We start from the raw sequence: 26,819 nt of genomic DNA on the forward strand, positions 1-26,819 counted from the left end.
CCTTTCTTTTGTAATTAGATAAAGGAAATTTTATGGGATTAAAACATCTTGAGGACGTAACTTACTTCCGTCTCAATAACGAAATCAACCGTCCTGTCAATGGACAAATCATGCTTCATAAAGATAAGGAAGCCTTGGATGCCTTCTTTAAAGAAAATGTAGTTCCAAATACCATGGTTTTTGATTCAATTACTGATAAAATCAACTACCTTATTGAACATAACTACATCGAAACTGCATTTCTCAAGAAATACCGTCCAGAGTTTTTGGAAGAATTGCATCAATTTATCAAGGACCAAAACTTCCAATTCAAATCATTCATGGCTGCCTATAAGTTTTACAACCAGTATGCCTTGAAGACTAATGACGGTGAATATTACCTTGAAAGTATGGAAGACCGTGTCTTCTTTAACGCGCTTTATTTTGCTGACGGGGATGAAGCGATTGCGACTGATATTGCCAATGAAATCATCCACCAACGCTATCAACCAGCTACTCCTTCCTTCTTGAATGCTGGTCGTGCTCGTCGTGGAGAGTTGGTATCTTGTTTCTTGATTCAAGTAACTGATGACATGAACTCTATCGGACGTTCCATCAACTCAGCTCTCCAACTTTCACGTATCGGTGGTGGTGTGGGAATTTCCCTCAGCAACCTTCGTGAAGCTGGAGCTCCTATCAAAGGTTATGAAGGTGCTGCTTCTGGTGTCGTACCAGTTATGAAGCTTTTTGAAGACAGCTTCTCTTACTCAAACCAACTCGGGCAACGTCAAGGTGCTGGGGTTGTCTACCTCAACGTCTTTCACCCAGATATCATCGCTTTCCTTTCAACTAAGAAAGAAAATGCCGATGAAAAAGTTCGTGTTAAGACCCTCTCACTTGGAGTTGTGGTGCCCGATAAATTCTACGAATTAGCTCGTAAAAATGAAGAAATGTATCTCTTTAGCCCTTACTCTGTAGAGCTTGAGTATGGTGTACCGTTCAACTACATCGACATCACTGAGAAATATGATGAATTGGTTGCAAATCCAAATATCCGCAAGACAAAAATCAAGGCGCGTGATTTGGAAACTGAAATTTCTAAATTGCAACAAGAGTCTGGTTACCCTTATGTAGTCAACATTGATACAGCCAACCGTGCTAATCCCGTTGATGGTAAGATTATCATGAGTAACTTGTGCTCTGAGATTCTTCAAGTTCAAGAACCAAGCTTGATCAACGATGCTCAAGAATTCCTTCAAATGGGAACGGACGTTTCATGTAACCTTGGTTCAACCAACGTGGTCAACATGATGACTTCACCTGACTTTGGTCGTTCTATTCGCGCTATGGTTCGTGCCCTTACTTTCGTTACAGATAGTTCACACATCGTAGCTGTCCCTACTATCGACCACGGAAACAGTTTAGCTCACACCTTTGGTCTTGGTGCCATGGGGCTTCATAGCTACCTTGCCCAACAACTGATTGAGTACGGATCACCTGAGTCAATTGAATTTACAAGCATCTACTTTATGCTTATGAACTACTGGACCTTAGTGGAGTCAAACAATATCGCTCGCGAACGTGGTATTACCTTCCACAACTTTGAAAAATCAGACTATGCTAACGGTAGCTACTTTGACAAGTATGTGACAGGCGAGTTTGTTCCAAAATCAGACCGTGTTAAAGAACTCTTTAAAGATGTCTTTATTCCAAGTGCTACTGATTGGACTGAACTTCGCGAAAAGGTTCAAGCAGATGGACTTTACCATCAAAACCGTCTAGCTGTTGCTCCAAATGGTTCTATCAGCTACATCAACGACGTTTCTGCTTCTATCCACCCGATTACACAACGTATCGAAGAACGTCAAGAGAAGAAAATCGGTAAAATCTACTATCCTGCTGCAGGTTTGTCAACAGATACTATCCCTTACTACACTTCTGCTTACGACATGGATATGCGTAAGGTGATTGATGTTTATGCTGCTGCAACAGAGCACGTGGACCAAGGGCTTTCGCTCACTCTCTTCATGCGTAGTGACATTCCAAAAGGTCTTTACGAATGGAAGAAAGAAAACAAACAAACGACACGTGATTTGTCTATTCTTCGTAACTATGCCTTTAACAAGGGAATCAAGTCCATTTACTACGTCCGTACCTTTACAGACGACGGTGGGGAAGTTGGTGCTAACCAATGTGAAAGCTGTGTGATTTAATGGAAAAAATTTTTACTACTTGTTTAAATAGTAAATGGGGGCCAATTTACGTTATACTTTTTCTTGGCCCTATGACATTTATTGCTTACTCCGCAATAAAAAAATATGATACCATTGAAATAGGTCCTATAAAACTAAGCAAGGCTGCATAATAATTACTATTACATTGGAGAAATACACCTTATGGAAACTTACTACAAAGCCATTAACTGGAATGCCATCGAAGATGTCATCGACAAATCAACTTGGGAAAAGCTGACAGAGCAATTCTGGCTCGATACGCGTATCCCCTTGTCAAATGACCTAGACGACTGGAGAAAACTATCAAACAAAGAAAAAGACTTGGTTGGAAAAGTCTTTGGTGGTTTGACCCTTTTGGATACCATGCAATCTGAAACAGGGGTTCAGGCGCTTCGCTCAGACATCCGTACACCGCATGAAGAAGCTGTGTTTAACAACATCCAATTTATGGAATCTGTCCACGCAAAATCTTACTCTTCTATCTTTTCAACCTTGAACACCAAGGCCGAAATCGAAGAAATCTTTGAATGGACCAACACTAACCCCTACCTACAAAGAAAAGCGGAAATTATCAATGAAATCTACCTCAATGGTAGCCCACTTGAAAAGAAAGTTGCCAGTGTTTTCCTTGAAACTTTCCTCTTCTACTCTGGTTTCTTTACACCGCTTTACTATCTTGGTAACAACAAACTAGCCAATGTTGCAGAAATCATCAAACTGATCATTCGTGATGAGTCTGTTCACGGAACTTATATTGGTTACAAATTCCAACTTGGTTTTAACGAATTGCCTGAAGAAGAGCAAGGAAAGCTCAAAGAATGGATGTACGATCTGCTCTACACTCTCTACGAGAACGAAGAGGGCTATACAGAAAGCCTCTATGACGGTGTTGGTTGGACTGAGGAAGTTAAAACCTTCCTTCGTTACAATGCTAATAAGGCTCTTATGAACCTAGGACAAGATCCACTCTTCCCTGATTCAGCTGATGATGTCAATCCAATCGTTATGAACGGTATTTCAACAGGAACTTCTAACCACGACTTCTTCTCTCAAGTCGGAAATGGTTACCTCCTTGGTGAAGTTGAAGCCATGCAAGACGAGGATTACAACTACGGTTTGGACTAATTTGACCAATCATTCAAAATATCATGGTTTGTTTAAAACAACCATGATATTTTTGTTTTTGTTTTATTTTGTTTTTTTCTATTTGATTGATTGAGCGTTTTATGGTAAGATAATAATAGTAGAAATCGAGGTGATAAGGATGCTAAAGCAAGAAAAACTAGATAGTATTCTAGAAGCAGTAAATACAAAAGGCACTATTACTGTAAAAGAGATTATGGAGAGTCTTGATGTGTCAGATATGACAGCTCGCCGCTATTTACAAGAACTAGCAGACAAGGATTTGCTGGTTCGTGTGCACGGTGGCGCTGAAAAACTTCGTACAGGTTCTCTCTTAAACAACGAACGCTCAAACGTCGAAAAACAAGGCTTGCAGATTGCTGAAAAACAAGAAATTAGCCGTTTTGCAGGGCATTTGATTGACGAAGGTGAAACTATTTTTATCGGGCCAGGAACAACCTTAGAATGTTTTGCTCGTGAGCTCCCAATTGATAATATTCGTGTTGTAACAAACAGTCTTCCTGTTTTTCTCATCCTAAACGAACGAAAACTAACAGATTTGATCTTGATTGGCGGAAATTATCGCTCCATCACTGGTGCTTTTGTAGGGACACTTACCTTACAGGATTTGACCAACCTTCAGTTTTCTAAGGCTTTTGTGAGCTGTAATGGTATCAAGGATAAAGCTATTGCTACTTTCAGCGAAGAAGAGGGCGAGGTACAACGAATCTCCTTGAACAATGCCAATAAAAAATACTTACTGGCAGACCACAGCAAGTTTAATAAGTTTGATTTTTACACGTTCTACAATATCTCAGAGATTGATACCATCGTTTCAGATTCCAAACTGAGTCAGGAGACATTTGAAGACCTGTCGAAACAAACAACCATTCTTTTATCAAAACCATAAAAATTCCCCTGCCTTTTGGCGGGGAATTTTTGTTGAATTTTATTCAATAAGTTGTGTCTCAGCTAGTTTCTTGTACCAGTGAGCTGATTTCTTAGGATAACGTTCTTGAGTTTCAAAGTCTACATAAAAGAGACCGTAGCGTTTTTCATAACCGTTTGACCAAGAGAAGACATCCATCAATGACCAGATAAAGTAGCCTTTGACGTTGGCTCCATCAGAGATTGCATCTGCAATCACTTCCATATGTTTCTTAACATAATCAATCCGTCCATCATCGTAGACTGTTCCATCCACAAACTCATCTTTGTATCCGAGACCATTCTCTGTGATGTAGATTTTTTTGTAATTTGGGTAATCTTTCTTCACGCGCATGATTTGATCATACAAACCTTGAGGGTAGATAATCCAATCCCAATCCGTACGTGGTACATAATCAGGAGCTACACGACGACCAACACCTTTGATTTGGTATTTAGAGCTTCCTTTCTCACCTTTACCATTATGGATAATTTCAGTTTCTCCATCAAAGGCTTGCATCCAATCACTCATATAGTAGTTAATGCCGAGGAAGTCGTTCAAGTCTTTTGCAGCTTCTAATGCTGTGAAATCTTCTTCACGAAGATCTAAGCTACCACCATTGATGGATAAAATATGGTTGACGCCTTCCATGGTTTCTCCGGAATATCGTCCAAGATAAGTTGCATCCAAGATAAATTTATTGTGGATGATATCTTCCAACTCAGCAGCGCGAACATCTGCTGGATTATTTGGATCCAGAGGATACTTAGTAGGCAGGGCATGAACCACACCAATTTCACCTTTATAGCCTTTAACCTTATATAGCTTGACTGCACGCGCATGCGACACCATCATATTGTGATGAGATTGAAAGACTTTGGCAAGGTCGTACTGAATACCTGGAGGGAATTTCCCAACTAAATACTGACCATCTCCTATCGGCCCAATTTCATTAAAGGTTGTCCAATAGTTGACTTCAGGAAATTCTTCAAAACAGAAGGCTGCATAATCCACAAAGTGATCAATGTTTTCTCTGTTCAGGAAATCTCCATTTGAATGAAGTGCTTCTGGCGTGTCAAAGTGATGAAGAGTTACAAAGGGCTCAACATGCCGTTTGTGACATTCTGCAAATAGATTATGATAGAACTCAACTCCCTTGGCATTGACTTTCCCGTAACCAGTTGGAAAGATACGTGACCAAGCGATTGAAATACGGATACCATTGACACCATACTCTTCTGCTAGTTTGAGGTCAACTGGGTATTTGTGATAGAAATCACTGGCTGGTTCAGCAGTGTACCAGTAGTTATCTTTGAGGTATTTATCCCAGGCAACTGGTCCTTTACCATCGGTATTGGTCGCACCTTCTGCTTGATAGGCTGCTGTTGCCCCGCCAAAAATAAAGTCTTTTGGAAGTGTTTTTGTCATTTGATTCACCTTTCAAGAAATAGAAATGAGATGGAGATAGAGTCGGGAGGAATTCCTCCATCTCACTTCTTCGCTATTTACCTTTTATTCTTCAAACTGCGCTTGAACAAAGGCAAGAGCGCCTTTTCCATCGCGAGTCAATTTAATGTATTGGCCACCTTCTGTCTTGGCAAGTTTGATACCAAGTTTGTCGGTTTCGGCCTTCATGTCTTCAAAGTTTGAAGCAACTTGAGGAGCAAGGATAACCAGATCAAACTCAGGCAACATTTCACGGTGAGCACCATAGCCACCAGCTGCTGCTTTAACAGGAACTTGGTACTCTGCAGCTGCCTTATTTAGAGCATTTGCAAGAAGACCACTTGTACCTCCTCCTGCACAGAGAACGAGAACATTAGTTTCTTCTGTGATTGTGTTTTGCGCTGTTTCTACACCAGCTTTTTCAAGAATAGCATCTGCTTTGGCAGTATTGAAGTTTGCTGCTACTTTTTCTTTCAATTCATCATTGGCTTTACCTGAACGCTCTTCTTCAAGAATTTGTTCATCATAAACCTTGAGGAATGGATAGTAAATGGCTACGTCTACAAGAATTAACAAAGCAGCAAGTACAAATGACAAGAATTGGAAGTTTGTACCGAGAACAATACCGAGAGGACCTGGTGTTGTCCAAGGAAGGTTGGCAGTAAATGAGTTCATGCCAAGCGTTTCAATAAAGAATTTAAAGATCCATACGTTAGCAATTGGCGCAAAGATAAATGGAATAAAGAAAATCGGGTTCAATACAAGCGGTGCACCAAACAAGATTGGTTCATTTACACCAAAGAAAGTTGGCACTACTGAAGCACGTCCGATTGCACGATTTCGTTTTGATTTAGTTAACCACATGAACATGAATGGAACAACCAGTGTTGCACCTGTACCACCCATGGTAACAATAAACATTTGTGTACCTGAAGTAAGGATCTTGTCTGCATGCATCCCTTGTTGGAGAAGGTTCAAGTTGACTTCGGCATTTGCATAGGTAATAGCTGCGATTGCTGGTTCAACGATAGATGGACCATGGATACCAACAAACCAGAAGAAGGCAAAGGCACCAAAGATAATCGTAATACCTAGATAACCATCAGCAGCAGAGAATAACGGTGCAAAGAATTTACCGATTGATTCAGCTACGCTTGCACCAACAAAATGACGAGCTAGTAAATCGAGAGCATAAAGAGAAACCACTGATAGAGTGAATGGAATCACATCTTTAAAGACTTGTGAGATATTTGGTGGAACTTCGTCAGGCATACGAATAGTGACGTTGTTCTTAACACAAACCTTATAGATGGTTACAGTAACAAAGGCAGCAAGGAATGCTGAAAGCAAACCTTTTGTTCCAAGGAAACCTGTCGCAAAGCCACCTTCAATCGGATCAGCTGCTAACATCAACAAACCAACAATCGCAGCTAAAAGTGTTGACATATAGTTGATTTGGTTCGTTTTCTCCATGCTACGGTTTACTGAGTCGGTCAATGACTTAGCTGTTGTACCAGCTACCAAGAGAGCTAGAATCCCCATTGAATAGCTATAAGGTTTCATAAGGAGATTTACAACATCATCAGACCATTTAAAGCCCCATGAGTTTGGTACAAAAGCAATCAAGATAAAGATACTTGAGAAGAGAATAACTGGCATACCAGCAATGAAACCATCACGAATAGCGCGAAGGTAGATATTACGAGACAGTTTTTCAAAGAAAGGCTTTCCTTTCTCGATAAAAGAAATTAGTTTGTTCATTACTTAACTCCTCTCTTGTAGAGTTCGATTAAATGGTGCATCAAATCTTTTAACAAAATGGTAGTCATCAAGTGATCCTGACCGTGCATCATGGTTACACTATAAGCCAAATCTTCACCAGCTGCCTCCTTAGTCAAAAGGCTTGTTTGCGCGTGGTGTGCCTCCGCGATGCAACCACCAGCTTCCTCTACGAGAGTATCAGCTTTCGCAAAATCGCCAGCTTCAGCAGCCTTTAAAGCTTCCAATAGTTTTGATCGAGCATCGCCAGCATAGGCAACAATTTCAAAACCTAACAATGTTACTTCTTCTCTATTCATGATAGAATTCTCCTTATGTATTTTTAATTAAATTTTTATGACAATAAACGTTGGATATGTAGAACTAGATAAACTCGTTCACTTTTATACAAATCAAGACCCGTATGTTGCGTAATCACATCATAGATTTTGGAACCGATCTCAAATGCTTTTGGATAGGATTGTTTAATATGATCTTCCATATCCAGAAGTGATTGGTTATCATCTCTAGATCTGTCTAAATAATCCAAGAAATAATTCAAATGAATCATAAAGCGATCATAGAAATGATTATTCTCTTTGGTTCGTTGAATTGCATAACCCTTTAGCACTTCTTCAACATTCCTGAGAATTTCTTTCCTCTTATCAATCGACTCCACAAGTTCCACTTCATTTTCACCTTCGGCATTAATGAAATGATAAGCGATCCGAATAATTTCATCCTCAGGGAAATGATCTGTCAACTTCTGACGATAGATTTCAAAGGCTTCCTTTGCGATTTGAAAAGCGACAGGATACTTAGTGGAAATATCTGGCAGATTACTATCCTTGTACCTTCCTTGTGCTAGAGCTTGGTAAGAGCAGTAAATATGATCTGTCAAGGTTACGTAGAGATACTCTTGAATCGGATAATGATATTTCTTTGATAGCTTATCAATGATTTCATAAGTCACTGTGATAAAATCAAGCGGAACATCTTTGAGGAGAGCCATAAAGTTTTCTCTTGACTCTTCGGTCTTCATCCGAAAGATTTTCTCAACCTTATTTTCAGCAATCAAATCCCCCTTCTTCTTTCCGAATGCAATCCCCTTACCAATTACAATCACCTCTTCTCCTTTGTCATTTCTGACAAGTGAAACATTGTGATTCATTGGATTTAGAATTCGATACATGTCAACCTCCTTTTATCTCTTAAAGGTATATGAGTACAAAAAATGACCACAAATGAACTAGAAAATCTATTGATTTCTAATCCACCTGTGATCATGCCTAATATTACTTAGTAACACTCACCTTGTATTAACTTGTGATTTAAGTATAGCACAAGTAAGTTTTTTTGTAAACCTTTACATTCAACTTTTTTTAAAATTTTTATTTAGATCAATGTTCCTAAGATTAGGGGGGAAAACTTATACACGTTCAGTCCATGAAGTCGCTGTGGTTTGGAGAACTTTGTTGAGTTCATCAATGTTCTCAAATCCAGTTGTGCGTAGCCATTCACGAGCTGCTACTTCACCGTCTTTGATGTAGGCTTCAACTGATCCAGCCCAAGTTGCACGGCCGCAAAGAACACCGTTGAAGTTTGCGCCTGATTCGTGAGCAAAGACAAGGGTTTCTTGGAAGAGTTTAGCTGATACACCTGCACTTAAGTAGATGTAAGGAAGATTTGTTGCTTCGTCTTGCGCTTTGAAGAAAGCTGCTGCTTCTTCTCGTGTATGCACGATTTCACCATCACCAAAGCCTTCAACGTATTTCACATTGACTGGAACTTCCACTTTCAAGACGTCGATGTTGAAGCGTGGGTCTGAGAAGACCTTCATGGCACCGATAACCTTCTGTGGTTTCACTTTTGCGTATTCTGCAGAACCTGCATCAGCGATTTTTTCATCGTAAGCGAGGATTTCAAGGAAGAATGGAATGTCTTCTGCCACGCATTCAGAACCAATGCGTTCGATGTAGGCTTGTTTTTGTTGATTGAGTTCGTCAGAGCTGTCTACATCATAGTAAAGCAAGAATTTGACAGCATCTGCACCTTGTTCTTTGATGCGTTTGGCAGACCAAACATCCAAGCAGTCTGGCAAGCGTTTGGTGCTTGTTGTGTCGTATCCTGTTTTTTCATAAGCAAGGAGAAGACCAGCATTTGGAGCAAGCGCTTTTGTAGCTGGGAGACCATACTCAGGGTCGAGAAGCATAGAGGATGCGTATTTTGTCAATTCATCTGCAACCAAAACCTTGAGTTCTTCCATTTGAGTCACTGTTGGTTCTTCTGTTTGGTATTGAGCCATAAGACGTTTCAAAGCACCACGTTGGTCAAAGGCAAGAGCTGAGATAATGCCATTTTCATCTGAAAGTTTTTCTAAGCGTGCACGTTTTTGTTCTGTTAAAGCCATTTTATACCTCTTTTACTATTAATTGATCATATAGGGCTTGATAGTTGGCCATATTGACATGACCTGTCATTTTTTCTTGAGCGTTGAGCATACCAAGGACATTTGCCTTGATGAGGAGTTCTTGATCCGATTCCTTATGAAGAAGTCCTGATGAAATCCCTGCCACAGTAGAATCACCAGATCCAACAGGGTTCACTACCTGAATTCTTGGAATATCTACCTTGTAGAAAGTGTCACCATGTTTTGCAAAAGCACCATTTGCACCAAGTGAAACAATTATCCACTCAATCCCTGCAAATAGAGGCTCTTGAAGTACTTCTTTTAATTCATCCAAATCCTCAGAAACTTCTCTTCCAAGAAGCTGAGACAATTCCTCATTATTTGGTTTGATGACTGTTGGTTTGTGTGGTGATTCAAGGACAGCCTGAAGAGCTGCACCTGAGCAGTCCAAAACTACAGGTTTACCAGCTTGATTAGCAAGTTCTACTAAGCTCGCATAGTAATCAACTGGAAGCCCGGCTGGCAGACTACCAGAGATAGCAACTACTTCCACAGTGTCAAGGAGATGCTCGAAATGAGCCAAGAAATCTTGCCCTTCTTGTTCAAGAACTTCGGGACCTTTTTCAAGGATTTCTGTTTGGTTTTCACCGTGTAGAATAGCGATACAGTTACGAGTCTCTCCTTGAATGGAGAAGAAACGTTTCGTTACTTTATCATCGATATGCTCTACTAAAAACTCACCAAGTTTACCACCGACCAAACCGGTAGCAACAACAGAATCACCAAATTCTGAAAGCACTCGTGTAACATTGAGCCCTTTACCACCAGCTGTCTTGGTCACGTCCACCACACGGTTGACAGTGTCAATTTTTAATTCATCCAAAGGATAAGAAATATCAATGGATGGATTCATTGTGACTGTTAAAATCATGCGTCACCTCTTAGTCGTGGTATTCACCGCGATCCCATTTTTCAAGGAATTCTGTAAAGAAGTTTGCATCTGCTTGATGAGCATTGTGAGTTTCAACGTGCTCAATTTTCGCAATCAATTTTTTGTTTTCTTCTGATGGTTTGTATTCAGCATTGATGAAAGCTTCAATGATGTCGCACATGAGCAATTCACCAGTGATTTTACCACCAAAACCAATAACATTGGCGTTCAATTGTTCTTTTGCATAAAGTGCTGTTGTCATATCACGAACCAAGGCAGAACGAACTCCTGGAACTTTATTTACAGCGTTGTTGATACCAACACCAGTACCACAGATACATACCCCAAGATCAGCTTGACCACTTGTAACGGCTTCACCAACTTTTTTACCAAAGATTGGGTAGTGAGTACGTGTGTGGTCATAGGTACCAAAGTCAATGACTTCATATCCTTTTGATTTCAAAAATTCTGAAACCGCCATTTTTTCATCTGTTACGATGTGGTCACATCCAATTGCAATTCTCATTAGTTATTCCCTCCGATTAATTATATAAATCTAATATCATTTATCCTTACTCAATAAAAATCAAGATTAGCTTAGGAAGCGAGCTGCAAGCATAACTGAGGTTAGCTAAAGTGAGCTGACAACAGATTATCTTGATTTTTGAAGAGTATTAGCACATTTTGTTCAACATATCGACCCTAATTTGGTGACGTCCACCGTCGTATTTACCGTTAACAAAACCTTTAGCAATATTTTTAGCCAATTCATCACCAACAAGTTGTGCACCCATAGTGATCATACGTGAGTTGTTGTGGCCACGAGTCATATAAGCTGAACGTTCGTCAGATACTTCTGCGGCAACCATTCCTTTGATCTTTGTTGCAACCATAAATGGACCAGCACCATAAGCATCAATCACGATACCAAGATTTTGTTCTTCTTTGTTTACTTCTGCAGCAACAGCAAGAGTCACATCAACAAAATCTTGACCTTCAGCTGTAACATCCACAACGTGGAAGTTTTCTTTTTCCAAGAAGTCTTTCACAACTTCTTTCAATCTCAAACCTGCAGCATCTGCACCGATAACAATAGACATATTGTATACTCCTTTTTATTTTTCTAGGCTAGTAAAGACTTTTATAGTTAGCAGTTTACCTACAAAAGATTTTCTAGCAGTTTATTGACAAATTTGATTGAATGAGATGAATATCACCTTATCCAAGTCCAGGAAATCAAGTTCCTAGAAACAAACTTTCTCCTCGAAAGAGAATATAACAAGTGATTGTTTGTTTGTTACAAACATCATTTGTTGCTTACAAACATAATATACTCCTATTTTTATAAAAAGTCAACAGTAAATGTTTGTTTTTGTGGTTTTTTATCTAAAATATTTCAATATCAAAGTCAATCTGATCTACTTGACCAGCTTCCAAGAGACGAACATTCTTCTTATCTTCTAAATGATCTCCTTCTTCAAGTGAAGTTGATAAGCCTGACCAGGGTTCAAAAGCGATGAAAGGTCCCTTATTCAAAGTTGACCAAATGATGAGATTTGAGAACTCCTGGAAGTGTACTTTTAATCCCTTCTCATGCTTACGAGAACGAAGGGCAATTGTTCTGGATTGTAACTCATCCAAAGTCACTGCATCTGTGCTAAACAAATCATAGCTAAGGTCTAATTCTTTTTGCCCATCCAACCATGGACTTCTATCTTGGAAGTCTAACATTCCTGTTTCTGGGAAAGGTCGTGGAACAGAGCAAGTCTCTTCTTTCTCAAACTCTAAATAGTAATCTTCATAAGTTTCGCCATCTAGTAGAGGACAATTAAATCCTGGATGTCCTCCTATAAAGAATGGCATTACTTTATTCGTTTCTTTATTATAGATTTTGTATTGAGTACGAACAATCTTGCTGGTCACTAGATAAGTGATTTCAAGGCGGAAGTGATAAGGATAGTTTTGATAAGTATTCTCATCATCTTCGATAGCAAAGGTTACGCTGTTTTCTGTTTGATCAACTAAGTCAAATTCTTTTTTACGGACCAAACCGTGACGAGGAATGTTTCCTTTCGTCTCCGTTCCATCTTCGTGACTGTAGAAGGCTGTATCTTCTCTTAAAGAGCCACAGATTGGAAAAAGAACTGGCGCTTGTCCACTCCAGTAAGTGGCATCTCCTTGCCACAAATACTCAATGCCTTCTCGATCCTTGATCGACGACAAGGCGCCACCTAAGGTTTTAAACTGGACCGTTAACTGGTCTGATTTTACTTCAATTACCATTGTATTCTCCAACTATTTTTAGATTTTTATATAAAAAACTAGGTTGCCACTCCCAATGTAGGAAATTAACAACCTAGTTTTCACAATTTACATTTTATAGGAGCGAATTATTTAGCATTTGCTGCGTATTCTTCGTTACGTTTGATCATTTGTTTTCTATACCAAGCAAAGATACCTACATAGAATACAAGGAAGACTGCTGCACCAAGGATTGCTTTGATATCACCTGTTGTAGCATTACCGATTGCCCAACCAAATAGTTTTTCAATTGGTCCTTCAAGAGTTGAGTGAGTAATCAATTGAGATTGGTTCACACCTTCTGGGAAGGCACCTACACCTTTAGCAAGTTCTGTTGCGAATGGTGCGATAAGAGTACCTGAAAGAAGGAAGAGAGGCAACAAGAGTGTTCCGAAGATAATCATACGGAGCAATTTACCACGTGTAACAACCAAGAGAGCTGGAGTCACACCCATAGCGATGATACCTGCAAGTGGCAAGATACCATTTCCGACATTAGAAAGAAGTACAGCTTCAATCAACATGATTGGTGCAAGTACGTTGGCACAAGCCCAGATTTCAGCACGACCAGCGATGAAAGGCCAGTCAAGACCGATGTTGAATTTACGTCCTTGAAGACGTTTAGTAGCAACGTTTGTAATACCTTGTGAAAGTGGTTCTACGGCTGCGATGAACCAAGATCCGATAAGTGAGAAGAGCTCCAAGCAGACACCAGCTGTCAAACCAAGGCTCAACCAACCTTTAATAACAAGTTCCCATGAAGATGCATCTTCTACTCCAGCAACTGGATGTGGAGTTCCCATCAAACCAATAACGATACCAAGAATGAAACCGATGAAGAATTTAGATCCCCAGAAACCGATTTTCTTGTTCAATTTTGCAGCGTCAAAGTCATATTTATCAAGACCTGGCAAAACTTTATCAAAGATCTTATCCAAGACCATGATAACTGGGTTCATCATATAGTTCATGTGTGTTGAAGTCATTGGTGATGAACTTGGTGCGTTAAGAAGGTCGTCGAAAGTTGGTTTCATCAAGTCAGAGTTAATGATCTTCAAAATACCTACAAGTACTACTGCTGCTGTCGCGATGAAGAGTGAAACCCCTTGGCTTACACCGTTGTTGTCTGCATACCATTTGATCAAAAGACCAGTAATTGACAAGTGCCAGATATCGAAGATATCGACGTCAAGTGTATCTGTTTTCTTCATTGCAAGCATCACAACGTTGACAATCAACATTACAAGCAAGAAGTAAAGTGTCCATGCAGATCCCCAAGTGATCGTAGCAAGCGGTGCCCAACCAACGTCAGTGATGTTCAATTGGATACCAGTATTTTCAACAAACTTCGCAAGGGATGCTGAGAAAGCTCCGTTGAGCATACCGATGATAGCACCGATACCAGTAAGAGCAATGGCAAGCTTGATACCACCTTCAAGCGCTTTGGAGAATTTCACTCCAAAAAGTAGGGCCAATACTGTCAAAATGATCAGCATGATGATAGGACCACCCATAGCCAAGATAGGTTTGAAGATATCGTTGGCCAGATTGATAATGACATCCATAATGGTTCCTCCCGTTTTTTTTAGTTATATGAATGTTAACAAGATAAAGAATAAATTAGCTTAGTCCGTGTTCTTTGATAGCTGCTTCAATATTGTCAAATACTGGAGCGCTCATCGCTGGAATACGGAACAAGATTGGTCCAGCTTCAATTACTGGAATACCAGGTTCAAAACCAAGGTCAGTTGCAGCGATTGGTGTAAAGATATCGTAGCCCTTGATAAGGTCTTCGTTTACATCTTTAACCATAACTGCATCACAGTGAACATCATAACCACGGTTTGAAAGTTCTTCTTCTAGAGCACTTTTAATTTGGTGACTTGAGTTAACACCTGCACCGCAGGCAGCAAGAATTTTAATCATTTGGATTTCCTCCGATTTTATATTTTAATAGACAAGATTAAGCGGTTGCTTCAGCAATGTAAGCATAAAGTTTTTCTGGTTCGGAAATTTTTGATAAATCTTCCAGATGTCCATTTCCTGTGAAAAAGTCCATCAACTGAGCCAGAATATTTGTTTGACTTGAACTTGAGTTGTTAATGATAAAGAAGAGTAGGGATACTTCTACTTCCTTATCAGGAGCTATCATATTGTGAAAAGTTACTGGTTTTTCTAATCGAACAACCACTACTTTCTCAGCTAGATTATGAACAATATCTGTATGAGGAATCGCTACATTTGGCAAGTCCTTACCTAGAAATTCCATATCTAAACCAGTTGGAAATGACTTTTCACGCGTGATCAAGGCTTCACGATAAGTTGGAGTGACAATTCCTCGTTCTTCCAACAAGCTTGCTACCTGATCAAAGAGTTGTTCTTGATTATCCGCTTCTAAGCAAAACACCAGGTTTTTGTCAAAGAAATGATCTAATCCCATAACATTTTCCCTTCTTTCAATTATCTTTTATGCTATAAGTATAACACTATATGAAATCGTTGTCAATAATTTTTGTTTTATTTTGTTCATTTTTTTGTAATTTTTGTTTCATTTAAAGAATACAATCAATATCAAACATTCTTGTTATAAAATCCACAAAAAAAGAAGGCCCAAGCCTTCTTCTCTTTCCTTACTTAATAGTAGATAAAATCTCTTCTAACTTATGGTAATCTTTTACACTATCAATTTCATAGATGCTATTTCCTTCTAATTCTTCGACATAGACATCCAATTCTTTGATATTATCCTTAACCATGTTGTCCCAGTAGAGATCAACAAATTCACCACTTTCGTAAGCTTTGTCAATAAAGCCAACAATCTTCTCAGCAGTTGGTGCATCCCAGAATGAAACTCCGCTCAGAATGCGACCAGCCTTGCTGTCAACAATAATGTCTTGAACCTTGTAGTCATCACCGTAAACCAAGAACCACTCGTTGGTACAGTCTTCGCGATAAACACTGAAATAGGTAGAACGTTTAAGATCGTTTCGAAACATATTTTTAAAAAGATAGTTATCTGCATCGATGACATAGCTGTTAGCTAAGTCTTCTTTTACTAGATAAAGTGAGTAAAAGTTATTGTAATCAGCATACTTGTCGTTAAAGACTAAACGAACACCATATTTTTCTTTTAGGTAGTCAAATTGTTCTTTGAGGTAACCGACAACGATGATAATCTCATCAATTCCTCGCTCTTTCAAAAACTCAATTTGGTATTCTATCAAGGGTTTTTGATTAACCTTAACCAAAGCTTTTGGGGTATTTTCAGTCATAGGACGTAGACGAGTTCCTAAGCCCGCTGCTAAAATAATCGCTTTCACACGAATCTCCTTTATTCTTTAATAATAATATAAACACCAGCCATAACAATAAGTGAAGTGATGATTGTCAGCATATCTAGCGGTGCACCCAAGAAAATAACTGCAAATAAGACAGTCCAGACTACATAGCTCACATTCAAACCTGTTGCTTTCGCAGGTTGCAAACGATTAATGGCGATATAATAAGCTAAGTAGGAAATCATATTAAAGGCCGCAAAGACAATCAAGAGGCCGAATAATTGCCCATCTGCCACTTCTGCAAATGAATGGTGAGAAAAGAGCACAATCACAAGATAGGACAAGAATGAGGTTACTTGTCGAATTAGCAAGGCCTCAATTTCACTTAAATCACTTTCCATAGCATAGGAGCTGAGAACACTTTCACTCCCCCAGGCAATGGCACAGATAAGGGCACAAAGAATCCCAATGTAAAACGAGTTTACTTGTTCAACCTTGTAGGTTTGAGCAATGATAGCTGCAATAATCAAGAAAACACCGAATACTGTATTCTTTGAAACCTTGTGTTTCAAAATGAAGAAGGCTAGTAAAACTGAAACTGCTGGGTAAATAGCCGATACAGATGAAGCTAGAGAACTACCAATATATTTAACCGCATAAAGATTGGCCTGCATACCAATAGGTCCTGCTAGTAAAGCTCCGATAATTACACTTACATTTCGAATATTTAAGAAAATCGAGAGACGAACTTTTCTTTCTTTTACCAAAAGAAAAGCTAACAAGATAAAGATACTCAAGAAATCATGAGCGGCAGCCACAACAAAAGGCGAAAGATTTGTAAAAATTGAAAAGATATAAGCACTAATCGTTAGACCTAATCCCCAGAAAATTCCAGAGAGCAGACCAAAGGAAACACCATTTTTATTCTTCATCCTAACCTCCATAATAAGTCAAACCTTCGACAGCTCTTTGGTAACGATTGACACCGTAATCTCCAAAATCAGCCCCTTGAGCTTCTTTGTACACTGTCCACAAACTCCATATAGTATCTTGCAAGATTTTATAGATACGAATCTTCTCACGTGATACAGGCGTTTTGTCACTTTCATAGTAGGAAAGGAAATCATCTTCCTCTTGCTTTGTAAATTCAGACTCTAAGAAAAGAGCTGCCAAATCCCACATTGGGTCATTCATAGAAGAGTATTCCCAGTCAATCAAATACAAACGACCTTGTGGTGACTCGATAAAGTTTTCTGGTACCAAATCGATGTGACAGGACTTTCTATCAACACCCAAATCAGCCAATCTCTTTTCTAGTGAAAATACATCTTTTCTTACAGCTTCATAGTTTTCATAAGGGATAGGTCCCTCAATCAAGGATTCATATTTGCTGATTTCCTCAAAAGGAGCAAATTCTCCTCTTAATTCTTTCCCTGAAGCATGGATGGTTTGTAAAATTGGTGCAATCTTTTCAAACTTGGACTTGATTGATGTTGAATCAAGAGTTACTGCTGATTCGATGTATTCATTTACTTTGATCCCTGACTCAATATCAAAGAGATAATTTTTAACATCTAAATCTAAATCCTCTAAAAGTTCAAGATTATACTTTTCATTTTGACGATTGATGAGTTTTTCAGTCCCTTTACCAAAAAATTTCACAATATACTGTTTGTTGGTTGTTTTAACCAAATAGTTCTGATTGGTCATGCCTCCCAGTTGTTCAACACTGAGTACTTCCTCTTCATCAGATAGTAAAGAAGAAATTTTTTCTTTGATGAGTTTCTCCACAATTAACCTCCATCTTCTACACTTCCCACTTAAATACTGTTTTGAAAGCAGTATTTAGGTCTGTAGCAAAGACACGGTGAATGTCCTTGATTTCTCTCACTGGTTCTTCAACATAAAGGATATTCTTCAGACGATTTGCAAACTTTTTAACTTCCATCATTTGAATGGCCTTCTCAAAATCGACGCGTCCTGAGCGAGATGATCCTACTAATAACAATCCTTTTTCCAAAGCATCTCGTGTATTGATATTAACCTTGTATTCACTCACTCCCATCATGAGAATCGTTCCCTGTGGACGAATATAGCGAATCAAGTCATTGATAGCTGGGCCTGTACCATCGCCACCGCAACACTCAAACCCATGATCAAAGGTCAAATCCTCTGGGATATTATCAGTAATATAGCACTCTTTTGCAAAAGAGAAGAGCTCTAGTTTTTCCCAATGGCGACCAAAGACGATAATCTCTGCTTCTGGCAAGGTATAATTGATAATATTTGCAACAACAAAGGCCAAACTACCATCTCCGATAACAGCAATGCGCTCTCGCTTACTATGACCAAGATGCAAGAAACGATCCATGGCATGCATACCAACACTCACAAACTCAGTAATGGCTGCAACTGTGTCCTCAATGTCATTATAAGACACAACACGATCTTTTGGAAGAGAGACAAATTCTCTCATAAAGCCATCATAACCACTTGATAGGAAGTAGGTTCCGGTCATGTAGTTCTCGTAGAACTCCTTGTCACTCTGCATAGGCGGTTGATTGGGAATCATAACTACCTTTTGACCGACTTCATAAGTCCCAGTCGGATCTGAAATAACAGTTCCACAAGACTCATGAATCATGGCCATAGGAAGTTTATTAGCCAATATCTTTGGATCACGCTTCCCTTGATAGTAACGTTGATCCGCATGACAAACCGCCATATAATTTGGACGAATCAGGATATGATTCTCCTGATCAATATCCTCTTCTTGATATTTTACATTGATAAACTTTGGTTTGGTCAGTTGATAAATTTGATTAATCATAGCCTTAGTCTTTCTCAATCATGCTTTTCGCGATTTTCAAGTCTGTCACCGTTGTGATTTTAAGGTTTGAATATTCCCCTTTAGCTAGAGCAACATCCTTTCCTTTGATAACAAAAATTTTACATGCATCCGTCAGGATTTCCTTTTCTTGATCAGATAGGGAACCATACAAATCCATGAAATCCTTGCAACGGAATGTCTGAGGTGTTTGACCTTGATAGAGGTGAGCACGATTTGGAATATCCGTGATAAACTGACCATTTGTACTTTCAACAATGGTATCAACCGCTTCTACTACTGTGTCAACCGCATCATGATCTTGAGCAAATTTGATATTGTCCTGAATCATGCGAAGTGTGATAAAAGGACGAACAGAGTCGTGGGTAACCACGATATCTTCTGGAGTGATTGGACGATAGGCATTAATGGCTTCTATAATCTTCTCGATACTGGTATTGCGATCAGCCCCACCTTTGGTAATGATGATGCGATCCTTGTGGAGAGAAAGATACTTGTCAACTAGGTCCTCAGCGTGTGACACCCAGTCTCCATGAACTCCAACTACAATTTTTTCAATACTTGGTTCTAAGACGAATTTTTCAATTGTGTGGATCAAAATAGGTCGATCACCCAACTCCAAGAATTGTTTTGGTAAATTACTGATTCCCATGCGTGTGCCAGTTCCCCCGGCTAGGATTCCTGCATAGATCATTTATATTCTCCTTTAGTTTATTCTAAAAAACTCATTACCATCTATTATATCACAATCTGTCTCCATCATGAAAAAAAGACAGAGCGTCATTTAGTCTAATCAACACACCATTAAAGGTAAAAAGTGAACAATGTGTTACTAAATCTGGAAAGACTATAACAAATTAAGAAATAAAATTAGGTTATCCTCTATATTTTCTGCTTAACGTTCGGTTAACATAGAGTTCTCTAGAATATAATAGAATCCTTAAAGAAAACTTAAATGAAATTTATTTGTTTCGCAAAGAATACCAGGTGTGCATAGTAAATTTCTTAAAAGTTGTTTAAGGGACTCATTATAAAAGTTCATATATCTAATGAATTAAACAAATAATAGACTTTTGCACCTAAAATTGATAAAATAAAAAGGAAAATAATAGAAAAAGGAAACTGTAAACCGCCATGATGAACATGCAAAACATGATGCGCCAAGCACAAAAACTTCAAAAACAAATGGAACAGAGCCAAGCAGAACTCGCTGCCATGGAATTTGTTGGAAAATCAGCTCAGGACCTTGTCCAAGCAACCCTAACTGGAGACAAAAAAGTTGTCAGCATTGACTTCAACCCAGCAGTTGTAGATCCAGAAGATCTCGAAACCCTTTCTGACATGACTGCGCAAGCAATTAACGCAGCACTTGAACAAATTGATGAAACGACTAAGAAGAAACTAGGAGCTTTCGCTGGAAAATTGCCTTTCTAATCCACAAAAAAAGAGAAACATCTGTTTCTCTTTTTTTATTAGAAATCAAAGAATTCCATTGCTTTCTTTAAGAGTAATTCCGTATATTCCGGATCGTCTTGAGCCGTTGTGACTTGTGACTGGACCATTTCAAGATCATCAGTAATCATGCCATCTGCGCCGAGACGAACTGCTTTATCAAATGCCTCCGAACCATTTACGGTCCAAACATAGAGTCTCTGATCAGTTGCCCAGAGTTTATTGACAAAGTATTCATCCAAAGTCGAGTACTCCATAGTGTAACCCGTTGCCTTGGTTCTTGGGAAGATACTGTTATAGGGGAGAATAAAGTAAACTGGAATTTCAGAATCATAAGTCAACACTTTATCAATCACATGATAGTCTAGTGATTGCATCTGATGCCCATATTTCTTGATAGTCGCTCCATACTTTTCGAGGAAATGGTCCATCATTTGCGGACTATCTTTTTTACTGGTTTTAATCTCAATCAGCAATTTTTGGTTTAAAGCATTTGCACGCTCTAAATAGGCATCAAAGCTTGAAATCTTTGTTTGATAACCATTCTCGTAAATATCTGTATTTGTTAATTCATCCAGAGTCAAATCTTGCGGCGTAGCATTAATACCTGTTAAATTTTTTAGGTTAGCATCGTGCATCATCACGAACTGACCGTCTTTCGTTTCCTGCACATCCATTTCGATAAGATCTGGTTTTAGTTGAGCTGTTTTTTCTAAAGACTGCACAGTATTTTGAACACCGTTTTTATTACTTACTCCTCTGTGCGAAATCACTAAAGGTGTATTGGTATCCGGAGATTCCAGATAAACGTAGCCTTCTATGGCAAAGATGATGCTTGCACACCCCATGACACCCCATCTCATCAGATGATCTTTCTTTCGCCTTGGCATGATCTCCAACTCCTCTCCTGTCAGGAAGGAAACAAACTTCACTAAGAAGTAAGTCAGGGTCATGTAATGGAAATTTTTAATCAAGACAAAATTAATCACACCGAGAATCAAGGATTCTTTTTGAGTGAGATTATCCATCACTGCTTGCGCAAAAAGCAAAGGAATTAATAAACCAAAGAAGAAAAGATAGGTTTTAATGATAATGAGTAAGAGATGCCAAGAGTAGAAAAGGACATTTTTCTTTGTCTTTTTGAGACTATATTTCACACTTTCTCTTACCGTCTTTCTTTCAAAGAGAATCTTAGGAAGGGCAAACATAAATCGGACAGAGATGTAGAGAAAGATCCAAGCGGATGCTATGATCATCAGACCTACCAGCCAATGCTTACCTTCCCAATAATTCACAATAAAATCAGGAATAATAATCTTGTTGAGGTAATAGATTTTTAAAATCTTACGGATGAACGGGAAAAGCATAGCAATGTAAAAAAAGACAAAGGCCATCTTACAAAAGCTCAATCGCTTAACAAATAAAAAGCTCTGGTGAAATACTTTTCTACTGTACTCAATTAAGGTTCTCTTTTCATGATAGAGAAGGTGACGAGCCCCGATAAACAAAAGACAAATCTGGAAATAGGCAACCAGGAGATTGATTGCAATTAAGATGAGAAAGGCTAAACTGATAAAAGGCGAGCCTTGTATAATCGCCCAAAAGTTATTGTAGGAGATAAACAAATAACCGGTTTGTCTCAGAAGGATGCCAGCAATCCATGAATTTAATGGTAGCCAGACAAACTCAACCATCATAAATATCAAGAAAAATAGAAATAAAATCTTATCTAGGTTATAGTATATCTTCCTAAAACCTAGCTTCTTAGGTTTTTCAGGTTTCATAGGCACTCCTAGTCTAAAAATTGGGATAAATCTAAGCCACCGAAAGGATTATTCATCGAAAAACTACTCTGGTCTTCTATTAATAGCTTTCCTTCATCCGATTCCAAAAAGGCTTCGTAAACACGCGCCGTCATGCGGGCATCCTCTAAACTGTTATGAGACTTCCCATGAAAGCCTAAAAAATTTGCAACAGTTTGTAATTTAAGATTGGCTATGCCGTGTAGGTCAGAACTACGGCGTTCAAAAGCCTCATCATATAGGTCGACCTTATACTGGTCACGATAATCAATACCATGCTCCAAAAGAATAGGCAAATCACTCTTAGCTGCATTGTATCCAACAATAGGTAAGTCGCCAACGAATGCTTGAAAGTCCTTTAAAACTTGTTCTACTTTTGGCGCACCTTTCAAGGTTTCAGCTGTAATTCCAGTCAAACCATTGATAAAACTCTTCAATGGTGCTGTAGTATGAACATAAGAATCAAAAGCAGCACTTTCTTGTCCATCTTGAAAGCGGACTGCCGATACTTGAATTAAATGAATAACCCCCTCGTGTTGATTGAATTCCAAATCAAAGGAGATATAATCTCTTAATTTTTCCATTATTTACCTCAATTACTACCCAAAATAAACTATAAATAATAAAAGAAGCCATTAGGTTAGTGAGTAACCCAAACAGCTTCTTTATTTTCCTCCAAAAAGGCGAGCAAAAAAGCCTTTTTTGGTTGCTTGGACTTCTTCTTTTGCTTGGTCCAACTCGAGTTTCAAGGTTTCTTGATCCTTCATCGCTTGAAGAGTTAACTGTTGCTGTTGGTCCAACTGTTTGTCCTTTTCAGCAATCTGTCGGTCTTTGATACGCATCTGTTCATCTTTTTCTGCTAACTGCTGGTCCTTGGCCTTGAGTTGCTCGTACAATCGAAGAATTTCAGCATTCTTCTCGTCGACCAAGATTTCCATCAGTTCACGTTGTTTGACATCATCACTGACTGGTTCATCTTCAAAAATCGTTTTTTTATAGATTTCTTCTAGCTTAATCAAGCCACTTCGAGTAACTACAGTTACACCTTTGTCATTTTTTTTCGTGTCCTCTTCTGGAAGTTCTTTGACACGATTGTTGATTGCTTGACGAGATAGTCCTAAGACCTCTGCAATCTCACTGACGGTCATTTCAATACTCATAATATCCTCTGAAACGTTTTCTAGCTTTTCTTTATTTAAATCTTATCATAAGCTAGATAAACTGTCAAATTTCCGCTTAATCTAAGGCTTTTAAAAAGGCTAGTAAGACTTGGGCAGAACGACGTCCAGCTTCGATAATAAATTCATCAAAAGAGATAGAGGCTTCGTGATTGGCATTGTCACTCATGGCACGAATGACTAGGAAAGGTAAACCAAGAGCCTGAGCCGCTTGTGCAATAGCAGCCCCTTCCATTTCAACTGCTAAAACATCCAGAAAGTGGGATTTGATACTAGCAATCTTATCATCTCCAGCTATAAAACTGTCTCCTGTAGCAATCAAGCCTAGGTGCCATGTCTGCTCTAACTGAAATAAGTTTTCTTTAATCCTAGCGATAAACTTCTTATCAGATTCAAAGTAAAGAGGTTGACCAGCCATTTGGCCATAAGCATAACCAAAAGCAGTCACATCCACATCATGGTAAGCTAGTCTATCTGCAATCACGACATCACCAACAGCAATCCCTTCGGCAAGAGCACCTGCTGATCCTGTATTGATGATAGCTTCTACCTGAAAATGGTCAGCTAGAATAGCTACACTCATAGCCGACATGACCTTTCCAATCCCACTCTGAACTAGAACGACTTCAGTATTGCCAACAGAGCCTGTGTAGTATGTATTTCCTAAGACTTGGACTTCTTGAGGTTTATCCAAATTCTGAGTCAAATATACGAGTTCTTCTGGCATGGCAGCAATGATTCCAATTTTCATTTCAAGTCCTTTCAATTACAAGAGTTTCATCGCTAAAATTAACAAAATCAAAAGTAGGATGACTGCAAACAAGATACGATTGAGTTTCGAATTAAAAACATTTCTCTTGGTATTCTCAATGCGGCGACTCTTATGAATTGTTGGTTCTACTTCGATTGTAAGTGTATCTTGACCAAAACCGTGGTCTCTAGAGCGTGAATAACTAAAATGTTGTGAAGACGTTGGTAGGATCTTTGTTTCCTCATCATCTTGAAGAGGTGGTCCTGATATTTTCTCACCACGGTTGGCACGTTCAATCATTTCGTCTGTTAATAAAGGTTTTCCCATGGGTTTCTCCTCTATTTCTTTTGTAGTTCCCAGTACTGGATCGCCATAATGGTCTTGGCATCACAGATATGACCTGACTGGATCAGGTTCTTGGCTTCCTCTAGGCTTACTTCTAAAACTTCCAAAGTTTCATCATCATCTTGTGGGCGAGGATTTTCCACCTTGACCAAATCGCTAGCGAGGTAGAGTTTTAGTTTTTCATTACAAAATCCAATCGCAGAATAGAAATCGTACAACAGTTCTAACTTACCAGTGTAGGCAACTTCTTCTTCCAATTCACGAAGGGCCGCCGCCATTGGATCAGCATTTTCACCAAGTTCAAGTTTACCAGCAGGAATCTCATAAGAAACCGCCTCGATAGCCTTTCGGTATTGCTTAACGAGAACGATTTTGTCTTCGGCTGTCACAGCTAGTACACAAACAGCTCCATTGTGAAAAATCAAGTCACGTTGGGCAGTCCCCTTTCCTTCTGGTAGTTCCACCTGGTCTTGTACTAGTTTGAAAATAGGACCTTGATAGATTTCCTTCCGACTTATCGTTTTTTCTTCAAATTCCATGACAAACTCCTACTGGTTCTTTGGATGATGAGGGAGGCGTGTTGCGTACTCATCTTTATTAACTTGTCTTCCACGGCCGATAGCAATGGCATCAGCAGGAACATTCTTGGTAATAGTTGAACCCGCTCCAACCAGAGAATTATCCCCAAGTTCTACAGGAGCAATAATAGTTGAGTTTGATCCAACAAAGACATTATTGCCAATGACAGTTTTGTATTTATTTTTGCCATCATAGTTGACTGTAATAGTTCCCGCACCAAAATTAACGTTGCTACCCACTTCACAGTTTCCGATATAGGTCAAATGACCTGCCTTGGTATTTTCACCGATTGAAGAACCTTTAACTTCTACGAAATTTCCAATGTGAACTTGAGAAGCAAGACTTGAACCTGGACGGATATGGGCATAAGGACCGACTGTCACACTGTCCGCAACACTACTTTCCTCAATCATGGAATTCGTAATCACGGCTCCAGCTCCAACGGTACTATCTACGATATAAGTTCCATTTGTTAAAATAGTCTCCGCACCAATCTTCGTTTGACCTTTCAAGGTAACGTTGGCTTCGATTTGTACCTCCGGAGCAATCTCAACATCAATGTCGATGTATGTTGCTTCAGGATTGACAAAGCTAACACCATTAACCATGTGCTTTTGATTGATACGACGACGCATCACTGCTTCCGCAGTCGCAAGAGCCACACGGTCATTTACCCCAAGACTTTCATCAAAATCTTTGAGAGTATAGGCGCCAACCTTCTCACCCGCATTACGGAAAATACCAATCACGTCAGTAATATAGTACTCACCTTGGGCATTGTTGGTGTTGATGTTTTTAAGAGCTTCAAAAAGACGTTCATTGTCAAATACATAAGTTCCTGTATTGATTTCCTTGATTTGCTTTTCAAAGTCAGAGGCATCTTTTTGCTCAACAATACGAAGAACTTCTGCGTTATCGTTGCGGACAATTCGACCATATCCAAAAGGATCAGCTGCTTCAGCTGTTAAAATAGTTGCCACATTTTTGTGGTTGATATGGAAATCCAAGAGGTTTTTCAAACTTTCACCTGTGATCAGAGGAGTATCCCCAGCGATAACCAAGGTGTGGCCAGTACGATTTTGGAGAATAGGCTCCGCCATCATGACAGCATGCCCAGTTCCTAGTTGTTCTGATTGGGTAACAAAGTCTGTCTGACCAGCCAATACTTGCTCAACTAGCTCAGCCTTGTGACCAACTACAGTAACTGTTTTTTCAGGTTGAATAGCACCAACACTACGAAAAACATGTTCCAACATCGAAATTCCTGCTACTTTATGAAGTACCTTTGGAAGATCTGATTTCATGCGAGTACCTTTACCCGCTGCTAAAATAATGGCATAATTTGACATAATCTTCTCTTTTCTCTAGAAATTCCCTTATATTATACCATAATTTAGTTTCTTAGGAGTAAACAAACAGAGAAATAGGGAAAAGACGCCCATTTATTCACTTTTTTCGATGTTTTCTTTGATTTTTT

The 26,819-nt window shown here is 39.1% G+C and carries 28 protein-coding genes; 4 read left to right on the forward strand and 24 right to left on the reverse strand.

Features of this window, described 5'->3' with window-relative positions; all coding sequences use genetic code 11:
• The first annotated feature begins 32 nt into the window (after positions 1-32).
• The 3 genes from V470_10640 to V470_05035 all read left to right on the forward strand — a co-directional run bounded on the left by V470_10640 (position 33) and on the right by V470_05035 (position 4,245).
• Complete coding sequence (locus V470_10640) at positions 33-2,192, forward strand: ribonucleotide-diphosphate reductase subunit alpha (protein ID AJZ74452.1); 2,160 nt, start codon at positions 33-35, stop codon at positions 2,190-2,192.
• A 183-nt stretch (positions 2,193-2,375) separates the two neighbouring features.
• The gene (locus tag V470_05030) at positions 2,376-3,338 is read left to right on the forward strand and encodes a ribonucleotide-diphosphate reductase subunit beta (protein ID AHZ47789.1); all 963 of its coding nucleotides are present in this window, start codon (positions 2,376-2,378) and stop codon (positions 3,336-3,338) included.
• 139 nt (positions 3,339-3,477) lie between these two features.
• Positions 3,478-4,245, forward strand: coding sequence for a DeoR faimly transcriptional regulator (locus V470_05035; GenBank protein AHZ47790.1), 768 nt, complete (start codon positions 3,478-3,480; stop codon positions 4,243-4,245).
• Between the two features lie 39 nt (positions 4,246-4,284).
• Here the strand turns inward: V470_05035 and V470_05040 are convergent, their stop codons facing one another.
• The 17 genes from V470_05040 to V470_05120 form a co-directional block, all read right to left on the reverse strand.
• Positions 4,285-5,691, reverse strand: a complete 1,407-nt coding sequence (locus V470_05040) for a 6-phospho-beta-galactosidase (protein AHZ47791.1) — start codon at positions 5,689-5,691, stop codon at positions 4,285-4,287.
• 84 nt (positions 5,692-5,775) lie between these two features.
• Positions 5,776-7,470, reverse strand: a complete 1,695-nt coding sequence (locus tag V470_05045) for a PTS system lactose-specific transporter subunits IICB (GenBank protein ID AHZ47792.1) — start codon at positions 7,468-7,470, stop codon at positions 5,776-5,778.
• Positions 7,470-7,787, reverse strand: a complete 318-nt coding sequence (locus V470_05050; protein AHZ47793.1) for a PTS system lactose-specific transporter subunit IIA — start codon at positions 7,785-7,787, stop codon at positions 7,470-7,472. Before V470_05050 ends, V470_05045 begins: the two co-directional genes overlap by 1 nt.
• Positions 7,788-7,822: 35 nt before the next feature.
• Entirely contained in the window at positions 7,823-8,659 is an 837-nt protein-coding gene (locus tag V470_05055; protein AHZ47794.1) for a transcription antiterminator lact, read from the reverse strand.
• Positions 8,660-8,896: 237 nt separating this feature from the next.
• Positions 8,897-9,877 carry a tagatose-bisphosphate aldolase gene (locus tag V470_05060; GenBank protein AHZ47795.1) on the reverse strand — a complete coding sequence of 327 codons (981 nt, stop codon included), beginning with the start codon at positions 9,875-9,877 and terminating at the stop codon, positions 8,897-8,899.
• A gap of 1 nt (position 9,878) precedes the next feature.
• Entirely contained in the window at positions 9,879-10,808 is a 930-nt protein-coding gene (locus tag V470_05065; protein ID AHZ47796.1) for a tagatose-6-phosphate kinase, read from the reverse strand.
• Between the two features lie 10 nt (positions 10,809-10,818).
• Positions 10,819-11,334, reverse strand: a complete 516-nt coding sequence (locus tag V470_05070; protein ID AHZ47797.1) for a galactose-6-phosphate isomerase — start codon at positions 11,332-11,334, stop codon at positions 10,819-10,821.
• Between the two features lie 148 nt (positions 11,335-11,482).
• Positions 11,483-11,908, reverse strand: a complete 426-nt coding sequence (locus V470_05075; protein ID AHZ47798.1) for a galactose-6-phosphate isomerase — start codon at positions 11,906-11,908, stop codon at positions 11,483-11,485.
• A 286-nt stretch (positions 11,909-12,194) separates the two neighbouring features.
• Positions 12,195-13,091 carry a protein lacX gene (locus V470_05080; GenBank protein AHZ47799.1) on the reverse strand — a complete coding sequence of 299 codons (897 nt, stop codon included), beginning with the start codon at positions 13,089-13,091 and terminating at the stop codon, positions 12,195-12,197.
• A gap of 107 nt (positions 13,092-13,198) precedes the next feature.
• Positions 13,199-14,674: a PTS galactitol transporter subunit IIC gene (locus tag V470_05085; protein AHZ47800.1), complete on the reverse strand. Its 1,476-nt coding sequence runs from the start codon at positions 14,672-14,674 to the stop codon at positions 13,199-13,201.
• Positions 14,675-14,729: 55 nt separating this feature from the next.
• A complete protein-coding gene (locus tag V470_05090; protein AHZ47801.1) occupies positions 14,730-15,035 on the reverse strand; it encodes a PTS fructose transporter subunit IIB in 306 nt (101 codons plus the stop codon).
• A 37-nt stretch (positions 15,036-15,072) separates the two neighbouring features.
• Complete coding sequence (locus tag V470_05095; protein ID AHZ47802.1) at positions 15,073-15,549, reverse strand: PTS fructose transporter subunit IIA; 477 nt, start codon at positions 15,547-15,549, stop codon at positions 15,073-15,075.
• 190 nt (positions 15,550-15,739) lie between these two features.
• Positions 15,740-16,429, reverse strand: a complete 690-nt coding sequence (locus V470_05100; GenBank protein AHZ47803.1) for a CTP:phosphocholine cytidylyltransferase — start codon at positions 16,427-16,429, stop codon at positions 15,740-15,742.
• 11 nt (positions 16,430-16,440) lie between these two features.
• Complete coding sequence (locus V470_05105) at positions 16,441-17,319, reverse strand: membrane protein (protein ID AHZ47804.1); 879 nt, start codon at positions 17,317-17,319, stop codon at positions 16,441-16,443.
• Between the two features lies 1 nt (position 17,320).
• The gene (locus V470_05110; GenBank protein ID AHZ47805.1) at positions 17,321-18,178 is read right to left on the reverse strand and encodes a choline kinase; all 858 of its coding nucleotides are present in this window, start codon (positions 18,176-18,178) and stop codon (positions 17,321-17,323) included.
• Positions 18,179-18,194: 16 nt separating this feature from the next.
• The gene (locus V470_05115; protein ID AHZ47806.1) at positions 18,195-19,217 is read right to left on the reverse strand and encodes a ribitol-5-phosphate dehydrogenase; all 1,023 of its coding nucleotides are present in this window, start codon (positions 19,215-19,217) and stop codon (positions 18,195-18,197) included.
• A gap of 4 nt (positions 19,218-19,221) precedes the next feature.
• Positions 19,222-19,929 (reverse strand): 2-C-methyl-D-erythritol 4-phosphate cytidylyltransferase, encoded by a 708-nt coding sequence (locus V470_05120; protein ID AHZ47807.1) that lies wholly within the window; start codon positions 19,927-19,929, stop codon positions 19,222-19,224.
• A gap of 440 nt (positions 19,930-20,369) precedes the next feature.
• On the opposite strand from V470_05120, the gene V470_05125 reads away from it, so the two are divergent.
• Positions 20,370-20,669 carry a nucleoid-associated protein gene (locus tag V470_05125; GenBank protein ID AHZ47808.1) on the forward strand — a complete coding sequence of 100 codons (300 nt, stop codon included), beginning with the start codon at positions 20,370-20,372 and terminating at the stop codon, positions 20,667-20,669.
• A 38-nt stretch (positions 20,670-20,707) separates the two neighbouring features.
• Here the strand turns inward: V470_05125 and V470_05130 are convergent, their stop codons facing one another.
• The 7 genes from V470_05130 to glmU form a co-directional block, all read right to left on the reverse strand.
• The gene (locus V470_05130; protein ID AHZ47809.1) at positions 20,708-22,471 is read right to left on the reverse strand and encodes a glycerophosphodiester phosphodiesterase; all 1,764 of its coding nucleotides are present in this window, start codon (positions 22,469-22,471) and stop codon (positions 20,708-20,710) included.
• Between the two features lie 8 nt (positions 22,472-22,479).
• Entirely contained in the window at positions 22,480-23,073 is a 594-nt protein-coding gene (locus V470_05135) for a DNA polymerase III subunit epsilon (GenBank protein ID AHZ47810.1), read from the reverse strand.
• Positions 23,074-23,154: 81 nt separating this feature from the next.
• Positions 23,155-23,649 carry a hypothetical protein gene (locus V470_05140; GenBank protein ID AHZ47811.1) on the reverse strand — a complete coding sequence of 165 codons (495 nt, stop codon included), beginning with the start codon at positions 23,647-23,649 and terminating at the stop codon, positions 23,155-23,157.
• A gap of 76 nt (positions 23,650-23,725) precedes the next feature.
• Positions 23,726-24,418, reverse strand: coding sequence for a 5'-methylthioadenosine nucleosidase (locus tag V470_05145; GenBank protein ID AHZ47812.1), 693 nt, complete (start codon positions 24,416-24,418; stop codon positions 23,726-23,728).
• Between the two features lie 15 nt (positions 24,419-24,433).
• Positions 24,434-24,745: a foldase gene (locus tag V470_05150; protein ID AHZ47813.1), complete on the reverse strand. Its 312-nt coding sequence runs from the start codon at positions 24,743-24,745 to the stop codon at positions 24,434-24,436.
• A gap of 11 nt (positions 24,746-24,756) precedes the next feature.
• Positions 24,757-25,302, reverse strand: coding sequence for an ADP-ribose pyrophosphatase (locus tag V470_05155; GenBank protein AHZ47814.1), 546 nt, complete (start codon positions 25,300-25,302; stop codon positions 24,757-24,759).
• Positions 25,303-25,311: 9 nt separating this feature from the next.
• On the reverse strand, positions 25,312-26,691 hold the full coding sequence (glmU, locus tag V470_05160) for a bifunctional N-acetylglucosamine-1-phosphate uridyltransferase/glucosamine-1-phosphate acetyltransferase (GenBank protein AHZ47815.1): 1,380 nt from the start codon (positions 26,689-26,691) through the stop codon (positions 25,312-25,314).
• Positions 26,692-26,819 lie beyond the last annotated feature (128 nt).

The sequence above is a fragment of the Streptococcus sp. VT 162 genome, assembly GCA_000688775.2.
Lineage (GTDB): Bacteria > Bacillota > Bacilli > Lactobacillales > Streptococcaceae > Streptococcus.